13 protein-coding genes are annotated in these 15,766 nt (G+C 60.1%); 11 read left to right on the top strand and 2 right to left on the bottom strand.

Annotated elements, in window-relative coordinates; translation table 11 throughout:
- Window positions 1-332: 332 nt before the first annotated feature.
- The 3 genes from dinG to OKC31_RS07740 all read left to right on the top strand — a co-directional run bounded on the left by dinG (window position 333) and on the right by OKC31_RS07740 (window position 4,285).
- A complete protein-coding gene (gene dinG, locus OKC31_RS07750; protein ID WP_270656661.1) occupies window positions 333-2,405 on the top strand; it encodes an ATP-dependent DNA helicase DinG in 2,073 nt (690 codons plus the stop codon).
- Window positions 2,406-2,547: 142 nt separating this feature from the next.
- Window positions 2,548-3,207, top strand: coding sequence for a YccT family protein (locus tag OKC31_RS07745; protein ID WP_270656659.1), 660 nt, complete (start codon window positions 2,548-2,550; stop codon window positions 3,205-3,207).
- Window positions 3,208-3,388: 181 nt separating this feature from the next.
- Entirely contained in the window at window positions 3,389-4,285 is an 897-nt protein-coding gene (locus OKC31_RS07740; RefSeq protein ID WP_270656657.1) for a histone deacetylase family protein, read from the top strand.
- Window positions 4,286-4,443: 158 nt separating this feature from the next.
- On the opposite strand, the gene ylqF is transcribed toward OKC31_RS07740, so the two are convergent.
- Entirely contained in the window at window positions 4,444-5,394 is a 951-nt protein-coding gene (ylqF, locus tag OKC31_RS07735) for a ribosome biogenesis GTPase YlqF (RefSeq protein WP_270656655.1), read from the bottom strand.
- A 323-nt stretch (window positions 5,395-5,717) separates the two neighbouring features.
- Between ylqF and OKC31_RS07730 the strand changes: the two genes are divergently transcribed.
- The 8 genes from OKC31_RS07730 (at window position 5,718) to OKC31_RS07695 (ending at window position 14,394) form a co-directional block, all read left to right on the top strand.
- Window positions 5,718-7,115, top strand: a complete 1,398-nt coding sequence (locus OKC31_RS07730; RefSeq protein ID WP_005334065.1) for an alkaline phosphatase — start codon at window positions 5,718-5,720, stop codon at window positions 7,113-7,115.
- A gap of 11 nt (window positions 7,116-7,126) precedes the next feature.
- Window positions 7,127-8,518, top strand: coding sequence for an alkaline phosphatase (locus tag OKC31_RS07725; RefSeq protein WP_101529765.1), 1,392 nt, complete (start codon window positions 7,127-7,129; stop codon window positions 8,516-8,518).
- 72 nt (window positions 8,519-8,590) lie between these two features.
- Complete coding sequence (locus OKC31_RS07720) at window positions 8,591-9,277, top strand: hypothetical protein (RefSeq protein WP_270656762.1); 687 nt, start codon at window positions 8,591-8,593, stop codon at window positions 9,275-9,277.
- Window positions 9,278-9,359: 82 nt separating this feature from the next.
- A complete protein-coding gene (locus OKC31_RS07715) occupies window positions 9,360-10,097 on the top strand; it encodes a substrate-binding periplasmic protein (protein ID WP_270656654.1) in 738 nt (245 codons plus the stop codon).
- Between the two features lie 245 nt (window positions 10,098-10,342).
- A complete protein-coding gene (gene rnk, locus OKC31_RS07710) occupies window positions 10,343-10,738 on the top strand; it encodes a nucleoside diphosphate kinase regulator (protein WP_005334070.1) in 396 nt (131 codons plus the stop codon).
- A gap of 192 nt (window positions 10,739-10,930) precedes the next feature.
- Window positions 10,931-11,521, top strand: coding sequence for a transcriptional regulator UhpA (gene uhpA, locus OKC31_RS07705; protein WP_236271137.1), 591 nt, complete (start codon window positions 10,931-10,933; stop codon window positions 11,519-11,521).
- Window positions 11,518-13,038: a signal transduction histidine-protein kinase/phosphatase UhpB gene (gene uhpB / locus OKC31_RS07700; RefSeq protein ID WP_005334072.1), complete on the top strand. Its 1,521-nt coding sequence runs from the start codon at window positions 11,518-11,520 to the stop codon at window positions 13,036-13,038. The genes uhpA and uhpB overlap by 4 nt, the downstream gene beginning before the upstream one ends.
- A 21-nt stretch (window positions 13,039-13,059) precedes the next feature.
- Window positions 13,060-14,394 (top strand): MFS transporter, encoded by a 1,335-nt coding sequence (locus OKC31_RS07695; protein WP_270656653.1) that lies wholly within the window; start codon window positions 13,060-13,062, stop codon window positions 14,392-14,394.
- 92 nt (window positions 14,395-14,486) lie between these two features.
- Here the strand turns inward: OKC31_RS07695 and OKC31_RS07690 are convergent, their stop codons facing one another.
- Window positions 14,487-15,620: a GGDEF domain-containing protein gene (locus tag OKC31_RS07690; RefSeq protein WP_270656652.1), complete on the bottom strand. Its 1,134-nt coding sequence runs from the start codon at window positions 15,618-15,620 to the stop codon at window positions 14,487-14,489.
- Window positions 15,621-15,766 lie beyond the last annotated feature (146 nt).

The raw sequence follows: 15,766 nt of genomic DNA, 5'->3' as shown, positions 1-15,766 counted from the left end.
TTTGCATCACTATGCCGCCGAGACTAGCACCGGATTTTTTGAACCGCAATGAAAAAACTTGGAACTTTTTACGGAAATCATAGTCATGGAGGCAAAAATGTGAGCCAAGTCTCACCTGACAGCAAGGCAAAAGGAAAACGTTTACAATGAATCCTGCTGATTATTTGGACTCAAATAGTCTATTTTGCATGCAAGCAACGCTAACTACCTGATAAACAACCAAAGTGGTCTGATCAGCCTAAAACAGCCGTGATAATGGCTGTTACCTCGACCTCACCAAGGGGTTGCGGGTATCCTTGTCCTTCGATTAACCCCTAACTGGGCTTATCTTCATGCTCTCTACTCGCCTTAAAGCCACCATTCGTCAAACCTATCGCCAGATTTCGGATGGATTACCCGGTTTTGTGCCGCGCAAAGAGCAGAACTTTCTGGTGGCCGAGATAGCCAAAACCCTGACCGGCGAGTACGACAAACAGCGCCGTATTCTGGTTGCCGAAGCAGGAACCGGTATCGGCAAATCTCTCTCTTATGCGCAGGGTGCCATCCCGGTGGCGCGGCTCACCCAGAAAAAGCTGGTGATCTCTACCGCCACCGTGGCCCTGCAAGAGCAGCTGATCCACAAAGACCTTCCTTTTTACCACCGCCACAGCGAGCTGCCGTTTCGCTTTATGCTGGTCAAGGGGCGTCAGCGCTACTGCTGCGAGCATCTGCTGGAGCAGGCAGCCAGTGGTGCCGAGATGGCCAACTTCGAGCTCGACTTTGGCAGTCTGAGCAAATCCAAACCATCTGACAGCGACAAAGATCGCTACCAGGCCCTGTGGCAGGCCTACACCAATGGCAAATGGGACGGGGATCGGGACAACTGGCCGGAACCCATTCCCGACACTTGCTGGGATCGCATCGCCGCCGACCGCCACACCTGCAACAAGGCGCTGAGCCATCACCAGCACTGCCCCTTTCATCGCGCCCGCAACGACATGGAGAGCGCCGATGTGCTGGTCGTCAACCATGCGCTGCTGCTCTCCGATCTGACCATGGGCGGCGGCATCATTCTGCCCCCCCCCGATGAGTGCATCTATGTGCTGGATGAGGCCCATCACCTGCCCACCATCGCCCGGGATCACGGCGCGGCGTCGGCCAGCGTCAAAGGCTCGCGTCGCTGGCTGGAGAAGCTGGTACAAAGTGCAGGCAAGCTGGCGCGGACTCTTAATAAGGAGAGCCTGCTCGACCCCCAACTCAAACTGCAGGATGCACTGGCCTCCATCCAGCCCGACCTGAAGGAGGTCGAGCAGTGGCTCAGCGCCAACGATCGGCTTTTTGGCAGTGAACCCCACTACCGCTTCGCCGAAGGGGTATTGCCGGATCCCCTGCCCATGCTGGCGGAGAATCTCAAGGAGTCGAGCAAGAAGGCGCTGCGGGCGCTGGATCGGATGCAAGGGGCCATAGGTGAAGCGCTGAAAGATGGCGAGATCCGCCGCAAGGAGGCCGAACCCCTGCTGGCAGAGAGCGGTTTTCATCTGCAACGGCTGGAGAGTTTCTGCGCCCTCTGGGAGATGCTGGGGCGCCATGTGCCGACCGGCAAAACCCCGCTCGCCCGCTGGATGGCCAAGAGCGATGACGGCGATATCTGGCTGCACGCCTCACCGATTGAGGTAGGCTATCTGCTGGAAGAGTGGCTCTGGTCGAAATGTCTGGGGGCCGTACTGGTCTCCGCGACCCTCACCGCCCTCTCTTCCTTTAGTTATTTTCGCCATCAGGTGGGGCTCAAGGAGCACGACGGTACCCGCTATCTGCGCCTGCGCTCCCCCTTTGACTATCAGAAAGCCGAGCTCTATCTGCCCAAGATGGAGCACGAACCCAACTCGCCGGCCTTTACCAACGAACTCATCAGCGTGCTGCCACGCATTTTGGCGGGCAAGGAGGCGAGTCTGGTGCTCTTCTCCTCCTACCGCCAGATGAATGAGGTGGCTGTTGGCTTGCGAGCCAAGGGACTGTCATTGCTGGTGCAGGGGGAAGCCTCCCGCAATGCCCTGCTCACCCTGCACAAACAAAAGTGCGATGGCGGTCAGGCCAGCATTCTGTTTGGTACCGGCAGCTTCTCGGAGGGGCTGGATCTGCCGGGTCACTACCTCACCAATCTGGTGATCACCAAGCTCCCCTTTGCGGTGCCCAACTCACCGGTCGAGGAGGCTACCGCCGAATGGGTGGAGCAGCGAGGGGGGAACCCGTTTCTGCAACTGACGGTGCCGGAGGCCTCCCGCAAACTGATCCAGGCCTGTGGTCGCCTCATTCGCAAAGAGGCCGATCGGGGGCGAGTCACCATTCTGGACCGCCGCCTGCTGACCAAACGTTATGGCAAGGGGTTGCTTGATGCCCTCCCCCCGTTCACACGTCGGATCGAATAAATATGTCAGCCTCTATTGATAAACAAACTGACAGCAGCGCAAACGTTGACCACCAGAAAGAGCCATTGCCGCAGTAGACCAAACCTGTAAAAATGAGCCCCTGTTTTCAGTGGGCAATCGCCTGACTGTTCAAGGAGATGAAATGAAACTGACTGTTCTGGTACCGGCGCTGGCTGGTCTGTTGTGGGCCGGTAGCGCCCTTGCTGATGCCCAATTGGAAGTGACCACCCCGTATGTCGTCCAGCTGATCGATGGTCAATCCATCAACCCCAAGCTGCTCGACAAAACCAGCACCTTCCCCCTCTCTGCCGGCAAACACCAGTTGGTCGTCGCCTTTGAAGGCAACTACTCCAGCCGTAACGAAATCAAGCTGGTCACCGCCGAGCCGCTGGTGCTGAACTTCACCGCCGCCGACAATCAGCAGCTGGTGCTGGACTACAAAAAGCCCCGCAACGAAGCCGAAGCCAAGCAGTTTGTCAAAGAGCAGAAAGTGGCGCTGAAAGACAAAGTCAGTGGCCAGCAAGTGAGCAGCGAACAGTTCGTGATGCCGAAAGTAGAAGGCTTCCAGCTGACCCGTGACTATCAGCAAGAGCTGATCAACATGGGCAAAGCCTTCAACCAGCCCAAGACCGTCACCGTCTCCTCTGCTGCCGTGATGGCCGCCGCCAGCGCACCGGTTCAGGTTGCCCCCAGCAAGGCTCAAAGCAATCCGGAAGCGCTGACCCAGTTGCAAAACTGGTACAACAAGGCCGATGCGGAAACCCGCAAAGCCTTCCAGATCTGGGTTATCCAGCAGCAATAAGCCGGGCTGAGTGATTGACTGAAAGGGGAGCCAAGCTCCCCTTTTCCATATCCTGCGGTCTCACTCACGACGCGTCTTTATTTATGCGCTGCCACTTCCCCTTTATATAGGGAGTACATATATGGATTCATCTGCTGATTTCATATATAGAAAGCGCCACCTTGCCAGGGAGAATGGCACCATGTCGTTGCGCATTTTCTATCACCCTCTCTACTCCTCCCTGACGCTACCCGAGCGCCATCGCTTTCCGCTGGCCAAGTATCAGGGGCTGTTTGAACGCCTGCAGGTGCAGGGTTACCCCCTTGGCGAAGCACCGGCCGCAACCTGTGAGCAAATCTGTCGCATTCACGATGCCGATTATGTCGCGGCGGCCCTGAGCGGCCAGCTGGAAGATCGCGCCATCCGCAAGATCGGTTTTCCCTGGTCACCCATGCTGATAGAGCGCACCTTGCGCTCGGTGGGTGCCACCGTTGCCGCCAGCCGCCATGCTCTTGAGCAGGGATGCGGCTTGCAGATCTCCGGTGGCTACCACCACGCCCATCGGGATCACGGCAGCGGTTTTTGTCTGTTCAACGATCTGGTGATTGCGGCGCAGGCTTGCCTCGACGAGGGGCACTGTGAACAGGTGCTGATCGTCGATCTCGATGTGCATCAGGGGGATGGCAGTGCGGCCCTGTGCGCCGGACGGCGCGATATCATCACCCTCTCCCTCCATGGTGAGCACAACTTTCCCCATCACAAAGCCACCTCTCACCTCGACTTTCCGCTGCCAAGCGGCATGACGGACGATGCCTATCTCACCACATTGCAGCAGGCGCTCTCGCTGGCACTGCGCCTCTATTCGCCTGATCTCATCCTCTATCAGGCGGGCGTCGATGTGCATCATGCCGACGAGCTTGGCTATCTCTCCCTGAGCGATGAAGGGGTGCGCCTGCGCGATGCCATGGTGTTTGACTGTGCAATCCAGCATGGGTTGCCAATCGCGGCGGTGCCCGGTGGCGGCTATCGCCGCGACTGGCAGCAGCTGATCCCGCTTCATATGTCGCTGTTTGAAACAGCGCGCCACCGTTTTGGCTGATGGCATGGCTTTATAGCGCGGACACCCCATCAGAGTCGGGCGGGCACTTCACCAGATAAAACAGAAGAGGCGACCCCTGGGGGCGCCTATTCGTGTTTAGTCATCTGGGTCACACAAGCTCGCTCGTTGTCAGGCAAGCTTGGGACGCCTGAGGATAACTATTTCTGACGCTTGCGGGCGTACTTGCGACGGGCGCGGGCCTGACGCTCCTCTTCCCGCTCGGCCTTCTCTTTGGCTTTTTGCTCGGCTTCTGCGGCGGCTTCGACAATCTCGACGCTCACCATCTCCGGCGTCTCCAGCGAGATGCGGCCAAGCAAGCCGGAGCGGAACTCGTTGATCAGGATCTCGGACGCCTTGTGCAGGTCGGCCAGCCCCCCTTTGCGCATAAACGCCCGCTGGCGGGCGATCATCTCCAGCAGCTCGATCTCAGTCTCGGGCAACTCGTCAATCTGGTAGCGCGCCTTGATCCGCTCCGGATAGGCCTTGATGAAGTAATCGGCGGCGAACATGGCGATATCGGCATAGTCGAACACCGTGTCCTTGATGGCCGCTGTGATGGCCAGACGATAACCACAGGAGGGCGGGTTGAGCTTGGGCCAGAGGAAACCCGGGGTATCGGTCAGGATAACGTTGTTATCCAGCTTGATCCGCTGCTGGGACTTGGTCACCCCCGCCTCGTTGCCGGTACGGGCGATGATGCGCCCGGCCAGGGTATTGATCAGGGTGGACTTGCCCACGTTGGGGATCCCCATGATCATCGCCCGTACACCGCGCAGCTCAAAGTTGCGCTCCGGCAGCATCTCGTGGCAGAGAGTCAGCAGTTGCTTGATCTTCTCCGGCTCTTGTTGCGTCAGCGGCAGCGCCTTGATCCCCTTCTCTTTTTCCATGTGTGCCACCCACAGATCGGTGATCGCCGGATCGGCCAGGTCCGCCTTGTTCAGCACCTTGATCACCGGGGTATAACCACGCAGCTCGGGCACCAGCGGGTTTTCGCTGGAGAAGGGGATGCGGGCATCGAGCATCTCGATGATCACATCGACCTGGGGCATGACCTCGGCAATCTCTTTGCGGGCCTTGTGCATGTGACCGGGGAACCAGTTGATGGACATATCCGTTACTCTCTGTGGGGGCTGCGGGCGCGCGCATGGAACAACAGGCACTCTGCCGCGGGCATCGAACGAAGGGGGCGCATTTTACCTGCTGCGGGCACATTTTGACAGGTCATTCTAGCCATCACTTCATCAAATCAGCAAACCGCCGAGGCGGAGCAACCTTGCCGGAAGCGACCGGACCAACCGGCTCAATTGATAGATAAAACATTGATATAGTGTAACATTTTTATCACTTTTTCACACAACCGTCACCGATAGTCAGTAAAAGTGTCATCTGCCCCCTCTAGGCTGCGCTCAGGTTTTACAAGGAGCGAACCCCAATGAGAAAAATGGCAGGACTTGCAGTGATGATCGGCGCCGCCCTGGCTGCCGGCTGCAAATCAGACAATGACACGGTGGCGACCAAGCCCGCAGCCCAACCCACCAACGTCATCTTCTTCCTCGGTGACGGCATGGGTCTCAACACCCTGACGGCGGCCCGCATCTACGGTGTCGGCGAAGAGGGTGATCTCACCATCGATACCCTGCCAGAGACGGCCTTTATCAAGACTTTCTCCCACGATGCCCAGGTCACTGACTCGGCCCCCTCCATGGCGGCCTACATGACCGGGGTCAAGAGCAACAACGGCGTCATCAGCATGGACGGCGACGCCACCTATGAGAGTGACTGCAGCAAGAGCGCCGGCAAGCCGGTGACCACCCTGCTGGAGCTGGCCAAAGCCGATGGCCGCGGCACCGGTGTGGTAACCAGCACCCGGGTAACCCACGCCACCCCGGCGGCTACCTATGCCCATATCTGCAACCGGGATCTGGAGGCAGATATCGCCGTCCAGCTGGTACCGGGCGGCAAAGGCTACAACAGCGCCCTCAAGGAGGGGCTGGATGTGGTGCTCGGTGGCGGCAGCAGCTTCTTCCTGCCCAAAGCTGACAAGGGCAAGCGGGAAGATGGCCGCAACCTCATCAGCGAAATGCAGGCCAAGGGCTACCAGTTTGCCAGCAATCTGGATGAGCTGAACAAGGCCGATGCGGGCAAGCCGCTGCTGGGACTGTTTGGTTCCAGTCACATGAAATATGACCTGGACCGCCCTGCCAGCGAGCCGTCACTGGCCCAGATGACCCTGGCCGCCATCAAGCAGCTCAAGGGCAAAGAGAAGGGTTACTTCCTGATGGTGGAAGGGGGACGTATCGACCACGCCCTGCACGACACCAACGCCAAGCGGGCGCTGCAGGACACCATCGCCTTCGACAACGCCATCAAGGCCGCCATCGACGAGGTGAAAAAGAGCGACCCCGAGCTGAAAAACACCCTGATCGTGGTCACCGCTGACCACGACCACACGCTAGTGCTCAACGGCTATGCCAAGCGCACCGGCAAGACCACCGCCGACAACCCCGGCGTACTCGGCCTGGTGAAGAACTACGAGACTGGCGAGCCAAGCAAGGATAGCGAGGGCATGCCCTACACCATCATAGGTTTTGGCAACGGCTACAACCGGGTGGATGGCCCGCGCAGCAGCGTCGCCCCGCTCGACGACGCCACCGTCTCCGCCAATGACTACCACCAGGAAGTGGTGGTCAAGGTAGGCGAGATCGGCAACGAGACCCACGGCGGCACAGATGTCTTCCTCGGCGCCATCGGCAAGGGGGCTGACAGCTTCCATGGCTCACTCGATAACACCGCCGTGTTCGGCAAGATCAAGGCTGCGGCCAAGCTGTAAGGAGCACTTTCATGAGCAAACAGATGAACACATCCATCAAGCACACGCTGGTCTGCGCCGCCCTGTTCAGTGCGCTGGGCGCAACCTCCCAGGCACAGGCCGGTGATGCCAAAAACGTCATTCTCTTTATCGGTGATGGCATGGGCCCCACCGTGCTCACCGCTACCCGCCTGTTCAAGGTGGGAGAAGAGGGCAATCTGGAGATGATGAAACTGCCGCGCAGTGCCCGCATCAAGACCTTCTCCAACGATGCCCAGACCACCGACTCGGCCCCCTCCATGGCGGCCTACACCACCGGGGTCAAGATGAACAACGAGGTGATCGCCATGAGCAGCGACACCAAAGCCGTTGCCCCCGGCAAAGACGTCAATGGCAACAAAACCGTCAACAATTGCAGCAGCGATAACGGCAAGCCGGTGCCCACCATCCTGGAGCTGGCCAAGGCGGCAGGCAAATCGGTCGGGGCCGTCACCACTACCGAGCTGACCCACGCGACCCCGGCGGCTACCTACGCCCACATCTGCCATCGGGATGCCGCTTATGACATCGCCGCACAAGCTGTTCCGGGAGGCGCAGGTTTCAACCAGGCGCTGGGAGATGGGGTCGATGTGCTGATGGGCGGTGGTGCCAACCACTGGACCCCCTACAGCGCCAGCAACAAGGGCGGTCGCAATGACAACCGCGACCTGACCGCCGAGATGAAGGCGCAGGGATACAGCTATGTCACTACCCAAAGTGAACTGGCCAAGGTCACCAGTGGCAAAGTGCTCGGTCTGTTCAGCAGCAAATCCCACCTCGACTACGAGCTGGATCGGGTCGCCAAGGGGGCTGCCAATACCCAGCCGTCCCTCTCCGAGATGACCGCCAAGGCGATAGATCTGCTGAGCAAAAACAGTCAGGGTTACTTCCTGATGGTAGAAGGCGGCCGGATCGATCACGCCCTGCACGGCACCAATGCCAAGCGCTCGCTCACCGACGCGGTGGCTCTGGATGAGGCGGTCAAAACGGCGCTGGGTAAAGTGGATCTCAGCAATACCCTGATCGTGGTCACCGCCGACCATGACCACACCATGACCATTAACGGCTACTCCGCCAAGGGCAATCCGGTGCTGGATCTGGTGAAAAATGGCGACGGCTCGACCCAGAACGACGTGGATGGCAAGCCCTTCACCACCCTGGTGTTCGGTAACGGCCCCAATCGTGCGGCCGTGCGCCCGGTCCTCACCAGCGATCAGGTGATGGCCAATGACTACCTGCAGGAGACCGGCGTCAAGCTGACATCGGAAACCCACGGCGGCGGCGATGTGATGCTGTTTGCCGATGGCGCCGGCAGCAACCGCTTCAAAGGCACGCTGGATAACACCAAGGTGTTTGGCAAATTGCGGGAGGCGCTCGGCCTGTAAGCAGCAGGGGCCCGGCTGCATCTGAGCAATCGACTCAGCGGCCCGGGCCCCGGCTCTTTCGAGCGACAGATGATGATGCGACTTTTGCTTTCGTTATGGCTGCTTGGCAGCACCCTCGCCTTCCCTCTGCATGCTGACGACACGCCCCCGGATCTCGCCGCCCGGATCAGCTATCACGACCGGAACACCGGCAGCGATGGCATCGCCAGAGAGAGTATCTGGCAAGAGAAGTGGCTGCGGGTGGGTAATCAGGTGTGGAGCCAGCGGCTCATTCCCCTACCCCTTGCCCGCGCCTATCACGCCACTCACGACGCCACCCCCGGCCACAAGCACTTTACCCACCAGATGGCAGCCCGCTGGGTCAGTCGCAGTGATGAAGGTGAGTTGCAACTGCGTTATGCCGACAGCTGGCACAACCAGCTGGTTGAAGTGCCGGTGGAAGAGTATGGCCAGGTGGCCTTCAAACCCGACTGGCCACGGATCCGCCATCTCGTCCACCCGGCGCTGCTCGAGGGAATGACCCCGCTGGATGAGGCCGCCCCCGAGCAGGCCCGCTGGTATGAAAAGCGCGAAGGGCAGCGACGAACCCGCATTCTCTGGTCGAGTCAGTGGCAGATCCCGCTGGTGGTCGAATCGGCCAGTCTCGACGGCTATCGCAGCTACCGGATGGAGGTGACCCTGCGCAAGCTGCCTGCTCAGCTCCCCTGGCAGCAACTCGCTGATTACGAAGTGCGCGATCTGCGGGATTTCTTCGACTGAGATCCCAACCCCTCAGCGGGTACAACGACAACGCAGGCAGGAATGTTACACTCTGCATATTCGACTCTGGCTCACGACCTTGATGCGCGCTCTCTGCCTGCCCTTTTTTGCCCTGCTGTTATTGCTGGTACACACCGGTGCCCAGGCTATTGTGCTGGTGGCGGCCGAGTTGCCCCCCTATGTCATTCGCTCCTCTCACGGCAAACCAAGCGGTGTCGCCATCGAGATCATGGAAGAGGCCGCGCGACGCCTTAAAGAACCGCTCACCATCGAGCTGATGCCACTTCCACGTGCACTGACCCAGACAATTCACCGCCCCGATGTCTTGATGATACCGCCTGTGCGAAGCAGTCAGCGAGAGCACCTCTATCAGTGGGTAACGCCCATCCTCGATGAGCAATTTTTGATCGTCAGCGATCGCCGGTTTCACCCAAAAGCACTGAAAAGCAGCGATTTGAAAAACCTTGATGTGGGCGTGCTGCGCTACTCGTTTGGTCAACATCTACTCAAGCAACGCATCGGGATCCAGGGAGAGACAGTGGCAGATGAGCAACTCAACGCTCATAAACTCCATCGCGGTCGCATTGATGCCTGGGTCGCCGCATGGAATGTCATCCTGTATGCCCAACAACAAGACAAACGCTCATCACAACAGCTGGTTCGCGGGGAAGTGTTGATGAACACCCAACTGTTCCTGGCCGCTCACAAGAATTTCCCCTTCAAACAGGCGCAGCGCTGGCAAGCCGTAATCGACGAGATGCGCCATGATGGCACACTGGCGCGGATCATCCGTCAGTACAACTATCAGGCTCCTGAGTAGTCACTCAATCACGGTTGCCAAGGCCGGCCAGAATGGTTATGGTAGCCCCATGAAAATACTCGCTATTTCCTCGCATTTGCTCACACCCTGCTGAGCCCCCGCCTCGCTCCTTCGGCCGCGAGTCGCTTGGGGGCATGGCATTTTCAATTGATTGAACCTGTTGAATCCATTTTTGTAACACCCAGTGTGATGGCCAACCTGCACCCGCCGGTATGGGCCTATCCGCTATTGATAAGGAATATCTTATGAAACAACCTCATCTGGTTATCTCCAGCCTTGATCTGGACCGTATCGAACAACTGCTCGGCAACCATCCGCAGCATCTGGCCCTGCAAGAGGAGCTGGACCGCGCCGAGATCCGCGAACCGGCGGACATGCCGCCGGACGTGGTCACCATGAACAGCAAGGTTCGCTTCAAGATGCAGAGCAGCGGCAACGAGTTCTGCCTCACCCTGGTCTATCCGCGCGATGCCAAGGGCGACGAGAGCAACATCTCGGTACTGGCGCCGGTGGGCAGCGCCCTGCTCGGCCTGAAAGTGGGCGACAGCATCGCCTGGCCTGGCCCGGCCGGCCGCACCATCGAGGTCGAAATTCTGGAAGTGGTCTATCAGCCGGAGCGCGCCGGCGAGCTGCACCGCTGAGTCCCCCGGGCTGGTCATCCCCTGTTGATCAGCCCGCTTGCTCGCCCTTGCCAGCTGATCCCGATCAAGCTTTGCGCACCTTGCCCCCCGGTTTTTAGCCCCTTTTCCTGCTGCTGCTTGAGCCTGACTCGGGGGGCAGGTATCTTGTTGGCCGCGTCATGGTCATGACGCACCGAATTTCAGGCTGACATCATGATAAAAATTGCCCTCATCGACGATCACCAGATCGTCCGATCCGGTTTTGCCCAACTGCTCAATCTGGAGCCAGACCTGCAGGTGGTCGGCGAATTCGGCTCCGCCAGCGATGCCCTTGCCGGCCTGCCCGGCAGCGGGGCGCGCGTCTGTGTCTGCGACATCTCGATGCCCGATCAGTCGGGACTGGATCTGCTCAAGCAGCTCCCCTCCGGCCTTGCGGTGGTGATGCTCTCGGTGCACGACAGCCCGGCCCTCATCGAGCAGGCCTTGCAAACCGGCGCCAAGGGGTTTCTCTCCAAACGCTGCAGTCCGGACGAGCTGATCGCTGCCGTGCGCACCGCCGCCCAGGGGGGGTGTTATCTTACGCCGGACATCGCCCAGAAACTGGCCAGCAGCAGCCGGGATCCCCTCACCAATCGGGAGCGGGAGATTGCCCAGTTGCTGGCACAGGGGCTGGAGGTGAAGGCCATCGCCGAGCAGCTCGGCCTCTCCCCCAAGACGGTGCACGTCCATCGCGCCAACCTGATGGACAAGCTCAAGGTCAGCAACAACGTCGAGCTGGCCCACCGCATGCTGGATAGCTGGTGATCTCCCGTTTTGCCAGCTATGTCGCCATCGCGCTGGCGGCCTGCTTCATCTTTGCCGCCGGCTGGTTTTGCCTCTGGAGCATCAGCCTGCATCTGGCAGGCGGCCCGGCGCTGGCGGTGCTGCTGTTCCCCTTCGGCCTGCGCCTCGGCTTGCTGCTGCAAAGCCCGGGCCACTACTGGCCGCCGCTATTATTGTGCGAAGGGCTGCTGCTCTACTGGCTCAATCTGGAGGTAGGGCTGCCCCACTGGCCTTGGCTGGTCGCGGGCAGTCTGCTGACCCTGCTACCGCTGCTGATTGCCCGTCGCCAACAGGTGCGCAACGACTGGCAGCAACTGTTGCTGCTGCTCGCCACCGTCACGGCGGCGGCGCTGCTGCAAGCCCTGCTCTGGCATCTGGCCGGGGAAGATGGCCTCTCGGCCCTGCTGCTCAGCCTGACCGGCGGGCTGACGCTGACCTCCACCTGCATGCTGATCTGGCACTACCTCACCCGCGCCACCTGGGTGCCGCTGGGGCCTGCGCTGGTGGATCAGCCGGTGGAGTGGCGCTTTCGCCATCTGGTCTGGTATCTGCTGCTGTTCGTATTGAGCCTCTGGCTGCAACTGGGATTGCCCAACTCGCTGGTGCGCTTCACCCCGTTTTGTCTGGCCATCCCCATCATCGCCATGGCGTGGCGCTACGGCTGGCAAGGGGCACTGCTCGCCACCCTGATGAACACCATCGCCCTGCTGGCCAGTCAGGCCTGGCACGATCACCCCCTCGATCTGCTGCTCTCCCTGCTGGCCCAGAGTCTCACTGGCCTGCTGCTGGGTGCCGGGATCCAGCGCCAGCGCGAACTCAATCAGGCGCTGACGCGCCAGCTCGCCCACAATCGCCAGCTCACCGAGCGGCTGCTGGAGACCGAGGAGAGTATCCGCAAGGAGGTGGCGCGCGAGCTGCACGACGACATCGGCCAGACCATCACAGCCATTCGAACCCAGGCAGGGATCGTGCGCCGCCTAGCCCCCGATAATGCCGGGGTGGGCCAGAGCAGCGCCCTGATCGACACACTGTCGCTAGGGATCTACGACGCGGTGCGCGGTCTGCTCGGGCGGCTGCGCCCGCGCCAGCTCGACGACATGACTCTGGAACAGGCGGTACGGGCACTGCTCAGAGAGCTGGAGCTGGAGCGTCACGGCATCGTCACCCGGCTGGAGTGGCAGCTGGCGGATGGGGATCTCTCGGATGCCCAGCGGGTCACCCTGTTTCGGGTCTGTCAGGAGGGGCTCAACAACGTGGTCAAACATGCCAACGCCCACTCGGTCACCATTCGCGCCCGGACCAGCGGCGAGCAGTTGCAACTGGTGCTGGAAGATGATGGCCGCGGTCTGCCGGAAAGCCGCCCGCAACAGGGCTATGGCCTGCTCGGCATTCGCGAGCGGGTACAGGCCCTCGGGGGCAGTCTGCAACTCTCCTGCATCCACGGCACCCAACTGACGGTCAACCTGCCCAGTCGCAGACGGGAGGAGAGTCATGGCTAATCACCACCAGAGGGCCTGCCTGTGCTGAGTTTTATGAGAAGCGCGCCGCCCCGGCCCCTTATCCGGGATCAGGCCGAGATCGATGCCACCTATCGCCACTGGCGGCTGCACCTGCTGCTGACCATGTATCTGGGCTACGCGGTCTTCTACTTCACCCGCAAGAGTTTCAACTTCGCCATGCCGGACATGCTGGCGAGCGGCATGCTGGACAAGTCCGATATCGGCATACTCTGGACCCTGTTCTACATCACCTACGGCTGCTCCAAGTTCTTCTCCGGCATCATCAGTGACCGCGCCAACCCGCGCTACTTTATGGGTGTCGGACTGATGGCCACCGGCGTTATCAATATCCTGTTCGGCCTCTCGTCGGCACTCTGGATGTTTGCCGCCCTCTGGGTTGCCAACGCCTTCTTTCAGGGCTGGGGCTGGCCCCCCTGCTCCAAGCTGCTCACCAGCTGGTATTCGCGCACCGAGCGCGGGGTCTGGTGGTCGGCCTGGAACACCGCCCACAACGTCGGCGGGGCGCTCATCCCCCTTATCGTCAGCACCATCGCCCTGCAGCATGGCTGGCGCTACGGCATGATAGTGCCCGGCCTTATCGCCATCATCGCGGGGTTATTCCTCTGCTGGCGGCTGCGGGATACCCCGGCCGCCATGGGGTTGCCGTCGGTGGGCGAGTGGCGCAAGGATGCGATGGAGCTGGCCCAGCAGACTCAGGATGCGGGGCTCTCCCATCGCCAGATCCTGCGCAAATATGTGCTGGGCAACCCCTATATCTGGCTGCTCGCCTGCTGTTACGTACTGGTCTATGTGGTGCGCACCGCCATCAATGACTGGGGCAATCTCTACATGACCGAGCAGCGCGGCTTCAATCTGATGAGCGCCAACTCGGCCATCTCCATGTTCGAGGTGGGAGGCTTTATCGGTGCGCTGGTGGCGGGCTGGGGATCGGACAAGCTGTTCAACGGCAACCGTGGCCCGATGAACCTCATCTTTGCGGTGGGGATCCTGCTGGCGGTGGGATCGCTCTGGCTGATGCCCTTCTTCAGCTATGTGATGCAGGCGGCCTGCTTCTTTACTATCGGCTTTTTCGTGTTTGGCCCCCAGATGCTGATCGGCATGGCGGCAGCGGAGTGCTCCCACAAAAATTCAGCAGGGGCTGCCACCGGCTTTGTCGGGCTGTTCGCCTACATGGGGGCGGCGCTGTCGGGCTATCCGCTGGCCAAGGTGATGGAGATCTGGCACTGGAACGGCTTCTTCGTAGTGATCTCGGTGGCGGCAGGCGTTTCGGCCCTGCTGCTGCTCCCCTTTCTCAAGGCGCAGGCACCGAGAACCCCTCAAACGAATGCAGAGTAGCGGGTGGCAGCTGACAAGCTATATCCGGCAAACAGAAACAATCAGGGCGCGGATCACCGCGCCCTGATTTTATTCCTGAACCTATTCCTGCATCAGGCAGCCTGACAGACCCGGTTCTTTCCTTCCCGCTTGGCCCGATAGAGAGCGTCATCCGCACGGCTGAACAGGCTGTCAAAGTGCCACTCACCCTGCCAGTGAGCAATACCCATGCTGACGGTGATATGGATCCCCTCTACCTCGCAGGCTGCAAGCTGAACCCGCAGTGACTGACAACGGGCAATCGCCTCCTCTGCGGTGGCATGGCGAAACAACAGCACAAACTCCTCGCCCCCAAAGCGACTGGCCAATACTCCCTCCAGCTCGCGCAGTGCCAACCCGACCCGCTCCAGCACCCGATCCCCCACCTCATGGCCATGCCGATCGTTGATCTGCTTGAAGTCATCCAGATCGAGCACCGCCAGCGCCCCCTGCTGTGCAGGGCGTCCCCGGGCCAGACGCTCCATAAAACCACGGCGATTGAACAAGCCGGTCAACGGATCATGACTGGCCTGATAGCGCAGCTCCAGCGCCCGGTGCTGGTTGCAGAGCAGTAGCACCCCGAAGGTGAGCATGGAGCTACCCACCAGCATGGAGACATAGGGCAACACGTTGAACAACTGACGCTGGAACGGGCTTTCGATCACCTCGCCCCACACGGTAAATATCCGCATCAGGGTCATGGCAATCAGCACCAGATTGAGGCCAATCAGCACCCAGACCGCCACCTGATAATCGGGTCGACCGTGACGCCAGAGCTGCCAGATGATGAGCGTACTGAGCATGAGGAAGGTGGCGCTGCTGATCATCACCCGTACCGCAATCCGGCCATCGATGGCGACCGACCAGGTCATGACGGCGGCAAACAGCAGGATGAATCCCCAGCAGACAGGCCAGCCCGGCGATTGCCGGAAGAAACAGCGTTGGGCGACCAGCAATAACGACACATGAAAAATCAGGAAGACATTGCCCACCCAGGAGCCATAGGGGGTGGGTGTCAGCAGCAGACTGGCAAATCCCGCCTGACCCAGCATGGCAAACAGACTGGACCACCACCAGACCCCGACGCCGGGAATATCGTTGTGGGTAACGCGAATGATGGTAAGAGTGAGGAAACCGAGACAATAGCCACACAAGGCCATGATCATCAAGGTAAAAATATCCAGCTTAAGCAGTAGTGAGGCGTCCATACCAAAGCCATGCAGAGAGGGTAACTGAGTATATGAGAAGCGTTTGCCAAGACCCAGTGCGACTTGATGGTTTTCACAATAAAGCCCGTTCGTTTGCTGACAAACAGAGCAATGCGTGTGATATCCCACCAATGCGTATTCGTATC

This window comes from Aeromonas sp. Y293-4, assembly GCF_027705905.1.
GTDB lineage: Bacteria > Pseudomonadota > Gammaproteobacteria > Enterobacterales > Aeromonadaceae > Aeromonas > Aeromonas veronii.
This window is presented reverse-complemented; position numbering and strand designations above follow the sequence as displayed.